Here is a 15,832-nt window from a genome sequence, read left to right as displayed (position 1 = left end):
AGATTGTCAAACGAAGTGAACCTACCCGTTCACTTCATGGCATAGAACCCCATTGGATTCATACGCCGGACAAAAGCTGGAGGCGAGGCTTAGTTCGAGGATGCCTCACCTCCAAAAGGCGCACCTATAAGACGCGTCCTGAATAGTGTTGGGTGCACGAATGCGCAATATCAATCAAGTTTTATCATGCCAGCAGGGGCTTGCTTGTTTCCTACTATTAACATCAGCAACCAGGATAACGTTCCCTTGGTAGGGAGATTGCGTTGCCTTACTGGCCAAGCCCTGGGGTTGCTGGGGGCTTCTCGTAGTAAAGGCTGGAACGAAGTTTTTTCACCTCTTCCTTCAGCGCATCCAGCTCCTTTTTCAGGTTGCTCACATCCTGGCGGCTGACCCCATTATTCACTTTTGCAAAGCTCTCAAAGAAGACAGAGATTTTGACACGCCTTGCTCCATCATAGGATGGGTCGCCCTGAATTGTGGACCAATCAACTTTTTCGGCGGCACGTGCCACCACGTAGCTGGTGTCGTAGATTCCGTTGTCGCGCATGGCATGGCCGGGGATGGTTGAGGTTATCAGGTAATCGCCCGGCTTGATATCCCCCCCTTTGTCCGTCACCCAGATATCGCCGTTGCCGACGGCCATAATCAACTGCGGGTTGGTGCTGCTTTGCGGTTGGTCTGGCTCGGATAATGCCAGATATCCACCAAGTACCGCCGGGTCGTTCGGGCGCTCGGTTGGGCGCACGCCGTACATAATTTCTGATTCTTGCCGATCATTCAGGTGGCGATTATCGCCCGTCATGGAGACCAGCATCCCACGCTCAACCGGTTGATCGGTCCAAGCGTAGTGGGCACCGGTAAAACCAGAGTACGAGACAGTGCCGCCAGAGACAGAGATTTTGCCTTCCTCGTAACTATCCTGTTGAAAGCTCACCAGGGTTCCATCATTGCCAGTGCGATTAAAGACCGCGACTGTCCCTCGGTTCTGCTTAACATCTAAGCGTGCATCTGGCGATGATTCGTTCACCCCTAAACGTCCGCTTGATTTGATATAGACCGTGCCGTCTGGCATTTGGAATTCAAACCGTGTGGGCACATCCCCCGATGAGACATCACCATCTACCAGTACATCAAATTGGGCACCGGATGAGAAGTTGGAACCATCGTAGCCGAAGAACTTCATTCCACCAAGGTCATCATCCTCGTCCACAGCCGAGCGGGAGCTGGTGGTTCCGCGAGCACGCCGGGTGATGAACTCGCCACCATCACTTGCATCGTTGGAGTTCACCGCTTCGATAATCACATCGTTCGATTCATCGCTTCCACCGTTGACAAAGTGGAGTTGTGAGGCTGGCGAGGTTGTTCCCCAACCCATCAACCCTGTGCCGGTAATCCGAAGCCGCTCGCTGTTGCCGGTCATAAACTGGATTGGCTGGGCGGTTGCGGTGTTGGTTGTGGCAATCACCAACGGCTGCGTGTTGGTGGTCCCAAGGAAACTGCCACTGCTTCCGTTGTAGGCTGCCGTTGGCGCGTTTCCGTTCAGGGTCCAGGCATTGCTGCCGAACAGGGAGGCCACCGGGGTCCAGCTTAATGCGCCCGAGCCGGCGGCATCGGTAAGGATGTAGTTGGATCCACCGCTTCCCAATGCGGTTGGCAGGGTATACGTAATGTTTGCGGATTGTGTGCCAGCTTTGAACGCCGAATAGTTTGTGCCGGAGTAGGTGAAGCTGGTGTTTGGCTCGTAAAACCGGAGTTCGCGAGCGGTTCCGTTGACGTTCCCCAACCACATATTCACATCGCCGAAGTAGGCCACCTGATCCGAGCCACTGATATTTGTGGTCATCGAGGTGTTGGTTTGGCCGTTGTAGCCAACGCTGCGGGCACCAAGCCGCAATCGCGAACCGCCAAGCACCGAGGCATAATCGCCGGCAGCAGTGTTGTACTCGCCATTCGCCACAAAGGAGTAATCGCCCGCTGCACTATCGGTGTAGCCACCAACAACGGTTCCGTACTCCCCATTGGCGCGATTGTTTGCGCCCCCCACAACAACGGAAGCTGCGCCGCTTGCAGTATTGCCCGGTGCGCCACTGAAATCGGCAGTGTTGTTGCCACCACCACCAACAAAGGACCCAACCCCGGTTGCTTCGTTGTTTGCGCCGCCACTTACTGTTGAGAATTTAGAATCGAAATCGGTTCCGGCGGTGTTACGATATCCACCACCGATAACGCTGTATTCGCCGTTCGTCACGTGCCCTTCACCACCAGAAATGGTGGAGTGGCCAGCCAGTGCTTGATTGTAGTATCCACCGCTAATGGTGGCGTAATGGTCGGTGGCATAATCGCCATTATTACGCCCAACTTTATTACCGATACCACCACTGATCACACCGCCAATATCGTTGATTTCGTTGATGTTCGTGATGGATGAATATCCTTCGGAGCTTCCATTTCCAGACGCTCCACCGCCAGCAATGATGGCAGCCGTCACCGATGTACTTTTGACTTTGTTACCGCTGTATCCACCAATGATATTTGCGCTGAAGCTGTTGGGTTCGTAACGCATCACCCGGCGATGTCCACCGGTTGCGGATCCGGCTTCATTCACATGGATTTCAAAGGCTTTGTTATCGGTGGTTCCAACAAAATTGGTTCCTGGAGTGGTGCCGCTGTTGCCCGATAATTTCCAAGCCAATGTTCCCAGGTCGGGAAGATCGGCAGCCACCATTTCGCGGAATGTTGGCGCGGCAGCACCGCCGCTGGTTGGGCCAGCAAAAATCGTGTTGGCGTTCTGGTTTACAAACGCCCCGGTTAGTGTGCCGGAACCAGTTACTGGCGAGTTCGATACGGAGAAGACCGAAGCCGGCAACGCAAGCCCAACGCTGGTTACGGTTCCGGTTGCTGGCGATGCCCAGCTCATGACCCCAGCAGCGGTTGAGCTAAGCACCATGCCGTTCGATGGAGGCGGTGTGCTTGGCAGCGTGTAGGTGATATCCACACCTTGTGCCTGTGCTTTGAAGGCCGTGTAATTTGAACCACTAAGGGAAGGTTCAGCAAACCGCATTTCCGCTGCGGTGCCAGCGTTGGAAAGGAGTAGATTACCCCCTTTCACCTCCAACAACTGCCCGGGGCTGCTGGTTCCGATACCGATGTTGCCATCGGCAGCAACCCGCATTCGTTCAATGCTGGTGGTTTTAATGACCAATGGTTGGGCATCGGTGGTTCCCAAGAAATTGAGCAAAGGGCTTGTGCCAGCATTTCCTGTGGTCAGCCAGCCCAAGCTGCCAAAAATTAGGGTTCTTGACTGCCACTTCGGCAACCCCGTTACCGGATCAACCGTTAGCACGTCGTTGACACCACCAGGCGACATCCAATCCATCAGCCCCGTACCGCTGCTATCCACAAATAAAAACGCGCCACGCGCTGGCGGAGCAGTCTTGGGGAATTGCAGCGTGTAGTTCGTAACCGGGTTGTACGGTGCCGAAAGGGTGATCTTATTAAAATTGGTCCCGCACTGCAGTACAATTTTCGACGCTGATGTCACCTGGGCCACTGCCGTACCAGCCGTGGCGAACAGCGCGACAAGGCCAAGAATTGTGGATCGAGATATGGCGTTCATAACGGTCATCTGGTTACAGGTTCTGGCTATTTCACAAGGCTGACTAATCGCGAACGGCGAACACCGGGCGCATCAAGGACGACATGGTAATTGCCGGATGAGAGGTCCGACAGATCAACGTTCAGCGTGTAGCGGCCCGATGGGATGTTCGGATACTCGGCAACGGTGCGGACCTCTAATCCACGCTCGTTGAACAAGCTAATACGAACCCATTGGTACGTTTTATCGGGGTCAATCGTGAAGCTCACAAGGGTGGTCGCGCCATTTTTCGCGATCACCGGATTGGGATATGCCCCACCCAAACGCAGCCCCGACTCGGTCTCCCGCTCGGCAATCACCGAGGGGTCGTTCCGGAGATAGGAAGAGTCAATGTAATCGCTTGATAGATCAGCGATCAGTTCTCCATCTACCTGCAAATTTTCAGCAGTGGTGGCAACCACTACTTGCGAGACTTGATAGACGTAGCCGTAGGGGAGAACCACGGGGTGTTCAATAACAACGCGAACCTGCTTCAACGATGGGCATCCGGGGAATTGGCCAGGAAGCAATGGGGTCCATACGGCTCCATTCCAGCGTTCCCAGATTTCTGGATTGTCCCAGCGTCCAGGTTTGATTGTTCGCACTTCCCGCATCGTCTCACCCTGCGCAACAGCACTGTTGCTCAGCACAATGGCCGACAACAGAAGAAGCAGAGAGATGGGAAGAAAGTTCTTCATCGTAGCAAATGGATATGGCACTGCCAACCGAAGCGGCAAGCACCGTCATCAAGGGAAGAGGAGGAATCGTTGGTTGTGAAACGTCGCGTGGTGTGCCGCATGATGGACGTTTGGGAGGGGATAGTGCAATCCCCTCCCATTTGTACGCCTTCACGGTTTCTCTCTCCGCACAAAAGCGGAAGGAAGAGTTACTGGATTACGGGTTTTGCCAGAGCACGATGATGCGGCCACCGGCAACATCACCAGCTTGTGGGATACCGCTCAGGTGGATTGTTGCATCCGTAGCAGTAACAGTGTTCACCGTGGCAATGAATCCATTATCATTAGCATCGCGCACAGTTACCAGCAAGCGCGAGTTGGACGATGGAGTAAATCCGGTTGGTGGGGTAACGGTATAATTCTGTTGGCCAGCAACAAAATCCGTGGTAGTTGTGACACCAAGCTGAGTGGCGTTGATGTTGCTGGCAATGGTGATTGTTCCGGCACCATTGGTGATGGTAATGCCTGAACCGGCGGTCAATGTTGCGGCGGTTGGGATACCGTCGCCGTCACCAATCAGAAGCTGACCGTTGGTAAGGTTCCCTAAACCAGTGATTGCTGTACCGCCAGCATTGCCGATAAGGATTTGATTGGATGGAAGGCTGTTTGTACCAGTACCACCGTTGGTTGTTGCCAGTGTGTTGCTAACGTTGGTGGTGCTGCTAAGATCAACCGTTCCGTTGCTGATAGCGTTTGGCGAGCCTGGCGCAACTTTAACAATGCCACCGGTGCCGCTAAATTGCTCCCAACGCATGGTCTGGTTGGCCGTTGCGTTGCTGGTGTGCGACGTACGGAAAGTGCTGTTGGTGATGCGGACTTCGCTGGTGGTTACCTGTGCGTTGGCTGTGCTGAAACCGATTACGGCAATTGCGGCCGCAGCGCTTACAAGCGTTGTAAGCTTCTTCATGGACTGTACCTCCTAAGGTGTTTGGAATGTGCCTGAACCCTCCTCAAGGCCCGAAGCACACTGTTGATATGTGTTGACTGACTGAGTTTCCTCTTAACTCGCCGGTGATCTTCTTTCGCGACGGATCACCGGTTCCGTCGTGCACACTTTGTTTGGCTCCTCAACCAAATCGCGGTGTGCGTTGGGGCTTCCTCAAAACCCCTTTGCATTCTTGGTGTTTTCTGTGCGACGCGTACCAAGATTCGTCGGGCATTGGCGGTGGTAATGCTCCTCAACATTACCACCGCTCATGCACTTGTTGGTAGGGCTTCCTCAAACCCTGTGCCATTTTTTGGCGAACGGTTAGGCTTCCGTTGCTGTGTTGAATTGACTGCTCCTCAACGGCCAATTCAGGTGCCTGTACCTCACAGAATTTTCAAAGGATGATTACGGGTTAATCACCACGTAATCAAGGGTTCCGGTTGTTCCCGGGTATGGGCTTGCAAAGTGAACCGTAAATCCAATTCCAGGATTTTTTTCGGTGGTTGTTGTCACCACCCCTGGAAACGTTGGGTCGCTGATGGAGACCACAACCACTGCATTTGCTTGAAGCCCCGTGTATGCGATGTCAAGATCCGTGGTTCCGTCGGGGATCGGTATTGCGCCAGCAAACTTGTTCGCCCCTGCCCCATTGATTTGGTTAGCAATTACAATCCCCGTGCCAGTTGGCTGAAGCACCGATCCATTCCCCACATTCAAGGTTTGCCCTTGATTTGTTCCGGTTCCAATCATGTTGAACCCGATAATGGAATGCCCGTTTAGAAACGGAACCCAATGTGGGTTTACCGGCGTGCTGTCGTTGTACTCAAACTGGAACGACGTCTGATTAAAGATCAGCAGGGTTGTTGCAGGGAGATAGATAGAGTCCCGTTGCGCTTGCGTCAATCGCGGGATCAGCAGCCCTGCATGAGCCGATGAAATGTCAATTGCTGCGGAAATATCCGGTTGCAGCGTTCCAACCCCCATGTGCCCATAAATATCAACCATCGGTGCAGTGCTTACCCCTGGTGATGGTGGCGTAACCCCCATCAATTGGATGCCCGAACGTTGGGTTGATAACGTTGGATTCTCTGCCTGTGCTTCCGTTCCCGACCCCAAACGAGCAGTTTGAGCAGTCTGGGCAAACGCCACTGTTCCGACCATTAGTGATAGCAGAACCAATACAGGAGTTGGCCAGCTATGCAGTTTGAAAACGTTCACTTAATCGCTCTCCCGTCTGTTTCTTACGATGGGTGCCATACGCTGCCGAGACAGAGGGCCGCTTCTTCTACTGGCATTGCCCATTGATGTTGTGCGTCTTGAACAAGCCCAGTAAAGACTTGCACGTAGATCACATCAATTACCGTGCCATGCTTGTAATCTGGATTTCGACCACCCAAGTATAGACCTTGTCGGCTTTTGAAAAGAAGTGTCTCAGACTTTCTGTTCTACTACTTTTCGCTCCCCATTGTGCCATCCATTGTGGCTGATTATCGCCCATATCTACGCCGTAGCCCCCCATTCTTCACAAGAGTACGCTGTGATTTAGCAGCGCAATCCTGCCTCTGTCATTTTGATAAAGTCGAAGAAACAACGAAGGGATGGGATGGCGGTGTTGCAATTTTCGCGAAAAATTGGGGATTCTTCCAGTATCCCCAAGCCTTCAGCCACACATTCGATATCCAGTTGCCCCAATTCCCAGCCTCATCATCCACTAACGTGGTTTCTTGCTCGTGCGTTTAGCATACAAAACTACTATGGCCGAAATCCTGTTGTCAACGATTTTTTAACCCCTGGTGAAGTTTTTGACAATCCAGAATCCTTCTTTTTAAGCAAATTTCGGCGTTTTCTGTTGATTTTTTTTCATCTGATGGCTGTTTGATTTTACAACAACATCCGAGAATCGTACACATAAACTCTTCACAATACAACGGGGCTACGGTTGCTGACCGTAGCCCCGTTGAACTGCCAATGCACGACGATTACCGAACCACAACCACCCGCTGGGTTATTGCCGGGGCGCGCCCGTCGTCAAGGCTGAGATAGTAGATGCCGGAAGGAAGTTCGGTTGTGGAAAGCTGCAACCGCGATGACGACCCAGGAGCCAACACCACCGCCGATTCCTGCAAAACCGTTGCCCCTGTGGCATCGCGAAGACGGAGGGCCAGCCTTCCAGCCGCTGGCCAGCGGTATTCCACCGCCATTGTGTGGGCAACGGGGTTCGGGGTGACGCTTAGCCATTTCCCTGCGGGTTCTTCGCCGGCCAACGGAGCATCCGTTGTTGGCGGCTGGCAGGAAACCGTCAGCTGGGTTGCGCAACGTGGGGTGCCGTCAGTCAAGGCAACGGCCTCGATGCGAACCGGGTTGCCGTCGCTGGAATCTATCACCACGGTGAAGCTGCTTCGTTCCTCACCAGCAGGAATCACTCCTCCGCTAAACTGAACTTCGCTACGCCCCACCGTTGCTGTCCATCCCCCCCCTGCCGCATCGGCAGCGGCAAAGCCTCCCTTCCCCCCCGTAACCTTCACGCGGAATCCATTGATTGGACCGGTTGGATTGTTGTGCCGATTCTTGATGGTAATCGCATACGTGCATTTCCCCTGCTCAGGGTCCGTTGCGGTGTTGGCAATGGTGATCGTGTCACACACCGGGTCCACCTGATTCCCCTGATAGGCGATTCGCAAGGTGTCCTGGCAGATCAGCGTTGTTCCGCTGTAGGTTGTCCAGACCACCGGGATTGCCAGCGGCGGCTTGCCAAGCTGCGAGACGTTAAAGCAGACATCGGTGGCCACGGTTCCGCCGATTGGCAAATTCCCGTCGGCAAAATCAAGATCGAACAATGGGAACGCATCGTCCACCAACTTCCACCCGCTTGGCGTTGTGGCATTGGTGAAGATGGTCTTCGTGCCCGGGATGGCAATCGTAAACCGCGTCACCGGTTTGTTGAACTGGTTGGCTGCGTTCAGCGAAACCTTGAAGCAAGCAATCTGCGGCTCGGTTGCCGGAAGCTCGGTCGCGCTGATGTTATCGCACCCACGGGTGATAATGGCATTCACCTTGATCGTGTCCCGGCAGATGCTCCGCGTGGTGTTGGAGGTCTCCCAGTAGATGCCAAGCGGGTCCTTCGTTGTGCTGTCTCCCAACGTCAAGCACGCGCTGAACCCAGGGAGGCGTTCCCCCGGGTAAACAATGTTGCCGAAGAAGACCGCCGAATCCCCCCCGAACGCCACCTGCCACCCAGCCGGTCCCGATGCCGCCACCACCCGGCGCGGCGTGCCAGCATTGCGGAACCGCATCACCACTCTCTCAATCTCATCACTTCGGGAATTGGTGTTGTTCACCGCAAACCGGATGCAGCGAACCGCCGATGGATAGGTGGAATCCACCGTCGCGCTGATGCTGTCGCAGAAAACCAGCTTCCGCTGGCAGTAGAGCGATCCCGTCCCTTTCGTGACGCTGATCCCGCTGCTGAATGTCTCCACCTGGAACCGCACGGTGTCGGTGCTGGAGAGGTTGTTATCGAAGCAGACCCCCCTGAACAAGGCTGCAAGATTGGGAGCCAGCCCGTTCGCCGTGGAAAAATAGATGGAGTCCCCGGCGGCATTGGCCCCGGCGGTTGACCACCCGGCTGGGGGAATTGGGCTTCCGCTAAAGCGTGCTTTGGGAGTGGTGATCTTCACAGCAAAGCCATTCAACTTCGACTTTGGTTTGTGGGTGTTCCGCATCTGCAGGTCCAAGCAACAGCTATCTCCATTGACCGGAACGCGGCTGAACTGGATGCTGTCGGGCGCCTGCAGCCCGCAGACTAAGGTGTCGAACCCACGGCAAAGAACTTCGCCGAAGTTCGTTGTCCACCATTCAATGATGATTGCGGAATCGGGCTGTACATCCAAGAAGAATCGGAACCCTTCGGCGAACTGCGGCTGCGTCAAGCCGTTGTTGATGGTTCGCCAGCTAAGCGTGTCCGCTTTGGTTTTGAAGCGCGTCCACCCGGCAGGCTGCCGCCCCTGCGAAGCAATCGCCGCGGTGTTGAATGCCACCCCGCCGCTTGCAACCCGAACATGGAAATCGTTGACGACACGCTGCTCTGGGTTGCCAGCAATAAGGTCAACATCAAACGCGCAAATGGATCCGCTGGGGATTGGGCGGAAGAACGGTTCGTCGCAACCGGTGCGCCCCGTGCAAACAACGCGGATGGTGTCGCGGCTGCGGACCTCCTCCAGATAGCGCGTCTCCCACACCATCACCAACACGCCAACGTTGCGGGCGCAGACGTTGAAGCCTTGCGCAATCTGGCCGCTGTCAAGCTCGGCCGAAGCGGTGCTGGTCAGCCAGCGCACGCTGTCGTAATCCTGGAACACCAGCCACCGAAACGGGGAACTGGACTGGCCGGTAAGGAACTTGCCATCCCCTTCAATAATCCGCACGCGGAACTCATCAATCTTGGTCCCTTTGGGCTGGCGGCTTTGCAGGATGAACCCGTAGCAGCACTCGTAAGGATTCAGCCCCAACTGCTCAATTACATAGACGGAATCCTTCACCTGCGCCTTCCCAGAAGACGAAGGCCAAACGATCATGGCGATCAGGATGGCAAGGAAGTAGAGAGAACGTTTCATGGTTCGATTTGGGAGTTATCAACTTGAGTGGGTTTGCGCAACGCGCCGGAAAAGATAGCCCGATCATCAGGATGTGACAAGGTTTTCCCCGCATCCGGCTCCGGCAAAATTGGCGTAGTTTCCACACCCACAACACAGTATCGAAGAAAAAGGATAACGGAATGACCTCATTATCAGGAAGCATTGCCTTCATCACCGGGGCAACCTCGGGGATTGGATTGGCCTGCGCCCAGCAGTTGGCCAAGCACGGCGCGCGGCTGATTGTTGCCGCACGCCGCGAAGAACGCCTTCAGGAACTTGCCGCCCAGCTTCGCGATGCCGGAACCGATGTGCTTCCGCTGCGGCTGGATGTTCGCAACCAACCCGCCGTCCAACAAGCGGTGGATACGCTCCCAGAAGAATGGCAAGCAATTGATCTGCTGGTAAACAACGCTGGCCTAAGCCGCGGGCTGGACACCATCCAGGAAGGGAGTTTGCACGATTGGGAGGAGATGATTGACACCAACGTGAAAGGCCTGCTCTACGTCAGCCGAGCGGTGCTGCCCGGGATGATCCTGCGGGGGAAGGGCCACGTCATCAATATTGGGTCGGTGGCCGGGCACGAGGTCTATCCAAAAGGGAATGTCTATTGCGCCACCAAGCACGCGGTGGCGGCCATCACCGCCGGGATGCGGCTGGATTTGCTCGGGACCGGAGTCCGCGTCACGACGGTGGACCCGGGGCTGGTGGAAACGGAATTCTCCGTTGTCCGATTCCATGGGGATCAGGAGCGTGCCGCAGCCGTCTATCATGGCCTAACGCCCCTCACCCCCGATGATGTCGCCGATGCCGTCGTGTACTGCGCCACTCGTCCGGCCCACGTTGCCGTTGCCGAGATGCTTCTGTTCCCCACCGCGCAGGCCTCGGCAACACAGGTCTCGCGGCGGGGATAGCACGCGAGAGGCAAATCCAAAAAAATGGAGGGAGCAGAGACAATCTCTACTCCCTCCATTTTTTCATGCTTCCGCCGCCAAGCTCACCCATCCACCGCCCCTTCCACCGCTTTGTTGGTTACTGACTCCAGGGCGATTCGGATATCGCTGCGGAGTTCCGGGTGGGTGATGGTTTTCAGCTGGGGAAGGTATGGCTGCAACGGTGCGGAATCGCCGCCGGTGTTCACCACGGCGTTGCAGTACCCGCGCCACGCTTGGGCGTAGTATCGGCCCGATTCGTCCATGCCATGCTCTGCTACAAACGCCGCAATCAGGTCGTAGCCGCGGTCCACCCCGATGTCGCCCAGAATCTGTAGTACATCCCCCATCACCTCCGGCTCCAGCGGTTCTTTCAGTTTCAATGCCAGCACCTGGGCGGCGGTGTCGCCGAACTCAATCAGTTCGTGCCCCGCGCCGAAATCCCCTTCAACAAGTGCGTCGGCAAGCTGGCGAACGCGGCCAACGTTGCGGTGGTCGTAGTGGGCAATGATGTAGGCCCCAATCCGTGTGCTGGCAAGCTCCGGCATCATGAAATTTTTGTACATCCCGAACAACGCCTCCCCCACGCTTACCTCAAAAACATGCAGATGCCACAACCGGATCCGAACCTCGCGAAGAACCTCGCCGGTGGGTGAAAGAATCGGGACCATCGTCAACGGTTTTTTCGGCTCGGCCGGGGCCGGGATGGTTGCCGCAGCGGCGGTTTGGCGCTGGTCCTCCACAATGTTTGCATTGCTCGATTCAGGCTCTGGCCCAGCATCTTCTTCCCCTTCGGTTCCTTCCATTTCCGGTTGCTCCATCTCTGCTTGCTCCATCTCCTCCCCTTCCTCCTCGGTTGTTTCTTCCTCGGCTGCGGCCTCCTCTTCTTCTTTAATCAAGCCTTTCTGCAGGGCCTCATATTTTTTGACGTAGAGCCAGGTCAGGTATCCGTCGCGGTCGCTTTCGTGGATGTCGGCATGGGCAACCACGTGGACCTCGGTGGCGCGGATGCCGATTGCGGTCAGCATCACGGTGTTGACCAATGCTTCTTCTTGCTCAATGCCGTTCAGCTCGTGGCTGATGTCGGGCAAGGGGGCATACAGGTCGTTCAGAACTGCCGGGTCCAGCTCGATCACCCGGTCATAGACGGCAATCATGTAGCTGTGCTGCAACGCAAGGTTATGCTCCATCACGAATTTCCCAACGCCGTACATCCGGTCGCGAAGGGGGAACAGGAAGATGTCGCCAATCTGAAAACTGCTCATGTGGAAATGGTTCGGTCTGTTGTTGAGTTTTTGATGTGTTGATTCGCTATCATGTTGCTGATCTGTGCCGCGCCATCCTACCTCCGCCCCCCCCCGAAGCATTCCCCTCCCACGGAGGGGTGCCCGACAGGGCGGGGTGGGTTCGGGGGAACCACCGAACGGGCGGCGGTTCGCGCTGACCGCGGAAGGCTCTGGTCCTGAGATTCGGAAAGGGACGCTGTTTCGCGTGTGTCCCCAACCCACCCCCCAACCCCCTCCCAAGAGGGGGAGCAACGCACGGGGCCAACGCACGAAGAACGAAGATCACACCGCCCCGATTCAATTGGGACGGCTACCTTCACTTGCTCCCTTCTCCGTCAGCTACTCCAATTCCCCTTCCCCGGCGAACTCTTCCGGCTCTTCCTCCGCATCTCCGTTGCGTTCTTCATCGCGCTCCATTTCTTCATCCCCCTCCAATTGGCCGTCGTCGCTCATCAGTTGGATGTCGTCTTCTTGCTCGTCGGTTGCGGGGCCTTCTTCGGCGGCGGCGGCGGAGAGCGCGGCGGCTTTGGCCTGGAAGTACTCGTGCAAGGCTTGCCCCGTTTTGGGGCCCAGCACCTGCTGCAATTCCTGCAACGAGGCCGCAATGACCCCGCGAACGGAGCCGAACGTCTCAAAAATTTTTTGCGCCGTTTTCGTGCCGATTCCTGGGACGTTCGTTAGCTCGGTCTGCAAGGTGCGCCGGTTCCGAAGCGTCCGGTGGAAGGTGATGGCAAAGCGGTGAGCCTCGTCGCGGATTTGCTGCAGAAGCCGAAGGCTGCTGGAGGAACGGGGCAACAGCAACGTGTCGCGCTGGCCCGGGACCACCACTTCCTCCAATCGTTTGGCCAATCCAATCAGGGGGATATGCTCAAGGTTCAGCTGCTGAAGCACCTCCATTGCCGCCCCCACCTGCCCTTTCCCGCCGTCAATCACAATCAGGTCCGGAAGCGCAAGGCCTTCGTTCAGCACGCGGCGGTAGCGGCGGCCAACAACCTCGCGCATCGTCTCGAAATCGTTCGGGCCAACAACGGTTTTCACGTTGAACTTCCGGTACTCGCTTCGGCGCGGCTGGCCGTCCACAAAGCAGACCATGGAGGAAACCGGGTCGGTCCCCTGGATATTGGAGTTGTCGAAGCACTCAATCCGGCGCGGCGGTTTCTTCAGGCCCAAGTCGCGCTGCAGGCTTTGCACGGGGCGCGGGACCATGTCGCTCCGTTTCATTCGCTGCAACTTCAGCTCATCCAGCAGGAACTTTGCGTTCGTCTGGGCCATTGCCACCAGCTTCTGCTTGTCGCCAATTTTCGGCACCGCCAGCCGGACCTTCCCTTCGGCGCGGCGGTCGGTTAGGAATCGCTCAATCAGCTCGCCATCGTCCTCCAACTCAATCGGCAGAAGCAATTCTTCGGGGATAGACTCGGCGGTGGAGTAATGGCGTTCGATAACGTTCCGGAGGATTTCCGGCTGCGGCATCTGCAGCACGCCGCTCAGGTAATGGTGCTGCCGCCCCACCATCCGCCCGTCGCGCACGCGGAAGATCACCGCGCAAGCGTCGTCGTCCTCGGCAACGCAGGCAATGATGTCGCGGTCGGTAAGGTCCTCGCTGACGACTTTTTGCTTGCCGCTGTACTCGCGCAGTTTCTGCAAACGGTTCCGCATGGCGGCGGCTTCCTCGAACCGCATCGCTTCGGCAAGGTGGCCCATGTCAAGCTCAAGGGTGCGTTCAAGTTCGCGGGTTTTTCCGTTCAGGACCTGCATCACTTGGCGGATCATTTCGCGGTAGTCGGCTTGGCTTACCAATCCTTCGCATGGCCCTTGGCATTTCCCGATGTGGAAATCCAAACAGACCTTGAACTTGCCGGCGGCAATCGTTTCATCGTTCAACGTAAGGTCGCAGGAGCGGATTGGGAAGATTGAGCGAAGGGTTTTCAGCAAGTAGCGGACATACTTCACATCGGTGAAGGGACCGAAGTAGCGGCTGCCGTCGCGGACCCGGGTTCGGGTGCTGAACACGCGGGGGAACGGCTCGTTGGTGACGCGGATGTACGGGTACGTTTTATCATCCTTCAGCAGGATGTTGTAGCGTGGCCGCAGTTTTTTAATCAGGGTGTCTTCAAGGATTAGGGCCTCGACGGCGGAGTCGGTGACGATGGTCTGCAGGTCGGCAATTTTCGCCACCAGTGCGCGGGTTTTTGCGTCGTGCGGGCGGCCCTGCTGGAAGTAGCTGCGGACGCGGTTGCGCAGGTTTTTGGCCTTGCCAACGTAGATCACCTTCCCGTCGCGGTCGAAATACTGGTACACCCCCGGGTCCGGCGGAAGGTTGTTCAGCTTATCCTGCAAGGAAAGGGGAAGCTCCAGCGGCTCCGGTTCTGGAGCGTTGCTGGCGGGTTGAGAGTTTGGTAGATCGTTCATCGGCGGGCCAAACATAGGGATGAAGTTGGTGCGGAGCAACTTGGTGGGATCACGGAATCAACGGAAGGAATCATTTCCTCTCTGACTAGTGAAACACCATGCTATCTTTGAGGCATTAACGGAGCAACATAAAGGGGGCAAACGTGGCGGTGCAAGGGTGATCTACTACTATCGGAGCAGACAAGGGGATATCTACCTGATTGCGGCATACAGCAAGCGGCAGAAAAGCGACCTCACAAGAGAAGAAATAACCATCCTTCAAACCATTATTAAAAATCTTCATGGATAGCTTATTGACATCGTTGGAACATGCACTTTCCGACTTGCAGGAGATACGCGCAGGCAAAAAGCAGCCATCGCGCATTACCTACTACCAAATTCCTGATGCGAAGGAGATTCGGAACAAAATGGGGATGTCCCAAGCAAAATTTGCGCTGATGCTGGGCATTAGCCAGCGCACCCTTGAAGGCTGGGAACAAGGCCGCCGCCGCCCAAAAGGACCGGCGCGGCGGTTGCTGGAAGTAGCTCAAAATTTCCCCGAAGCCGTGGCCTCAACAGCGTTTACCAGGCAGATTGAAAAACTAAAAAATAGTGATGGCTCCATAACCACCATTATCACCTACGGGAAGACAAACACCCCGCTCTCTTCTTCTGAATCATTCCATCTAAGCTCACAAAGCGTCAATGAGTTCGGAACCCTTGTCGTTAATAATTCTAACGAAATGATCTCTTCAAAAACTCAAAAATCGCAGAGCTATGGCCAAGAAAAACTCTCGCTCTAAAAATGGAGATGCTCCCCCCGCCGCGCCCCCAATCGGCCTTGTTTTTGCTGACTGCTCCGTTGAGACATTCGAGATTTCCAATCCGGATCCAGCTGAGATCAGTGGAATTCATTATGCCATCACTGTGCGGCGTAGTATTAATGCTGCTACTGGTGCGACATCCACGCTCATCATCTCTGTAGAAATTTCATGGGAAGGACACAAAAAATCAAAATCAGGGATGCTGGCATCAATCACAACCAATTCCAAGTATCAGATCCATGGCCTAAAGGAATCAGGGGGAAATATTGAAATTCCCGGATGGATTGCTGCGACGATGACCAGCGCATCTGTAGGAACCACACGAGGTTTGCTACTTAGCAAACTTGCCAATACTCCTTTCGCCAATCTTATCCTCCCGTTGTTTGACTTGCACAGCTTGCTCCCCAGCGAAATCACAAACAATGTTGCTAACCATGGGGTCTGATTTTACAACCGAAGACTAAAGACCTTC

The 15,832-nt window shown here is 55.5% G+C and carries 11 protein-coding genes; 4 read left to right on the top strand and 7 right to left on the bottom strand.

Annotated features, from left to right (window positions below):
- Positions 1-268 precede the first annotated feature (268 nt).
- The 5 genes from IPM61_13510 to IPM61_13490 all read right to left on the bottom strand — a co-directional run bounded on the left by IPM61_13510 (position 269) and on the right by IPM61_13490 (position 9,912).
- The gene (locus IPM61_13510; protein MBK8912333.1) at positions 269-3,616 is read right to left on the bottom strand and encodes a hypothetical protein; all 3,348 of its coding nucleotides are present in this window, start codon (positions 3,614-3,616) and stop codon (positions 269-271) included.
- Positions 3,617-3,642: 26 nt separating this feature from the next.
- A complete protein-coding gene (locus tag IPM61_13505) occupies positions 3,643-4,332 on the bottom strand; it encodes a hypothetical protein (GenBank protein MBK8912332.1) in 690 nt (229 codons plus the stop codon).
- Between the two features lie 196 nt (positions 4,333-4,528).
- Positions 4,529-5,278: a hypothetical protein gene (locus IPM61_13500; GenBank protein ID MBK8912331.1), complete on the bottom strand. Its 750-nt coding sequence runs from the start codon at positions 5,276-5,278 to the stop codon at positions 4,529-4,531.
- 426 nt (positions 5,279-5,704) lie between these two features.
- On the bottom strand, positions 5,705-6,304 hold the full coding sequence (locus tag IPM61_13495) for a hypothetical protein (protein MBK8912330.1): 600 nt from the start codon (positions 6,302-6,304) through the stop codon (positions 5,705-5,707).
- A gap of 974 nt (positions 6,305-7,278) precedes the next feature.
- Positions 7,279-9,912 (bottom strand): hypothetical protein, encoded by a 2,634-nt coding sequence (locus tag IPM61_13490; protein ID MBK8912329.1) that lies wholly within the window; start codon positions 9,910-9,912, stop codon positions 7,279-7,281.
- Positions 9,913-10,073: 161 nt separating this feature from the next.
- On the opposite strand from IPM61_13490, the gene IPM61_13485 reads away from it, so the two are divergent.
- On the top strand, positions 10,074-10,844 hold the full coding sequence (locus IPM61_13485) for an SDR family oxidoreductase (GenBank protein MBK8912328.1): 771 nt from the start codon (positions 10,074-10,076) through the stop codon (positions 10,842-10,844).
- An 83-nt stretch (positions 10,845-10,927) separates the two neighbouring features.
- On the opposite strand, the gene IPM61_13480 is transcribed toward IPM61_13485, so the two are convergent.
- Both IPM61_13480 and IPM61_13475 read right to left on the bottom strand, forming a co-directional pair.
- Positions 10,928-12,127, bottom strand: coding sequence for a hypothetical protein (locus IPM61_13480; GenBank protein MBK8912327.1), 1,200 nt, complete (start codon positions 12,125-12,127; stop codon positions 10,928-10,930).
- 360 nt (positions 12,128-12,487) lie between these two features.
- Positions 12,488-14,557: an excinuclease ABC subunit C gene (locus IPM61_13475; protein ID MBK8912326.1), complete on the bottom strand. Its 2,070-nt coding sequence runs from the start codon at positions 14,555-14,557 to the stop codon at positions 12,488-12,490.
- A 103-nt stretch (positions 14,558-14,660) separates the two neighbouring features.
- On the opposite strand from IPM61_13475, the gene IPM61_13470 reads away from it, so the two are divergent.
- From IPM61_13470 to IPM61_13460, 3 genes are read left to right on the top strand one after another with little or no spacing between them, the layout of a single operon-like run.
- Positions 14,661-14,846 (top strand): addiction module toxin RelE, encoded by a 186-nt coding sequence (locus IPM61_13470; protein ID MBK8912325.1) that lies wholly within the window; start codon positions 14,661-14,663, stop codon positions 14,844-14,846.
- Positions 14,839-15,339 carry a helix-turn-helix domain-containing protein gene (locus IPM61_13465; GenBank protein ID MBK8912324.1) on the top strand — a complete coding sequence of 167 codons (501 nt, stop codon included), beginning with the start codon at positions 14,839-14,841 and terminating at the stop codon, positions 15,337-15,339. The genes IPM61_13470 and IPM61_13465 overlap by 8 nt, the downstream gene beginning before the upstream one ends.
- Entirely contained in the window at positions 15,314-15,805 is a 492-nt protein-coding gene (locus IPM61_13460; protein MBK8912323.1) for a hypothetical protein, read from the top strand. Before IPM61_13465 ends, IPM61_13460 begins: the two co-directional genes overlap by 26 nt.
- Positions 15,806-15,832: the final 27 nt, after the last annotated feature.

It is taken from the genome of Chlorobiota bacterium (genome assembly GCA_016710285.1).
Classification (GTDB): Bacteria; Bacteroidota; Ignavibacteria; order OLB7; family OLB7; genus OLB7.
Note: the sequence above shows the minus strand (reverse complement) of the source record. Positions and strands in the feature narration are given on the sequence as shown.

What these genes read in the sequence shown, in the direction of transcription:
- IPM61_13465 (MBK8912324.1), top strand. Translation starts at nt 14,839, where the DNA reads ATGGATAGCTTATTGACATCGTTGGAACATGCACTTTCCGACTTGCAG.
- IPM61_13495 (MBK8912330.1), bottom strand. Translation starts at nt 6,304, where the DNA reads ATGGTTGATATTTATGGGCACATGGGGGTTGGAACGCTGCAACCGGAT.
- IPM61_13510 (MBK8912333.1), bottom strand. Translation starts at nt 3,616, where the DNA reads ATGAACGCCATATCTCGATCCACAATTCTTGGCCTTGTCGCGCTGTTC.
- IPM61_13500 (MBK8912331.1), bottom strand. Translation starts at nt 5,278, where the DNA reads ATGAAGAAGCTTACAACGCTTGTAAGCGCTGCGGCCGCAATTGCCGTA.
- IPM61_13490 (MBK8912329.1), bottom strand. Translation starts at nt 9,912, where the DNA reads ATGAAACGTTCTCTCTACTTCCTTGCCATCCTGATCGCCATGATCGTT.
- IPM61_13505 (MBK8912332.1), bottom strand. Translation starts at nt 4,332, where the DNA reads ATGAAGAACTTTCTTCCCATCTCTCTGCTTCTTCTGTTGTCGGCCATT.
- IPM61_13480 (MBK8912327.1), bottom strand. Translation starts at nt 12,127, where the DNA reads ATGAGCAGTTTTCAGATTGGCGACATCTTCCTGTTCCCCCTTCGCGAC.
- IPM61_13475 (MBK8912326.1), bottom strand. Translation starts at nt 14,557, where the DNA reads ATGAACGATCTACCAAACTCTCAACCCGCCAGCAACGCTCCAGAACCG.
- IPM61_13460 (MBK8912323.1), top strand. Translation starts at nt 15,314, where the DNA reads ATGGCCAAGAAAAACTCTCGCTCTAAAAATGGAGATGCTCCCCCCGCC.
- IPM61_13485 (MBK8912328.1), top strand. Translation starts at nt 10,074, where the DNA reads ATGACCTCATTATCAGGAAGCATTGCCTTCATCACCGGGGCAACCTCG.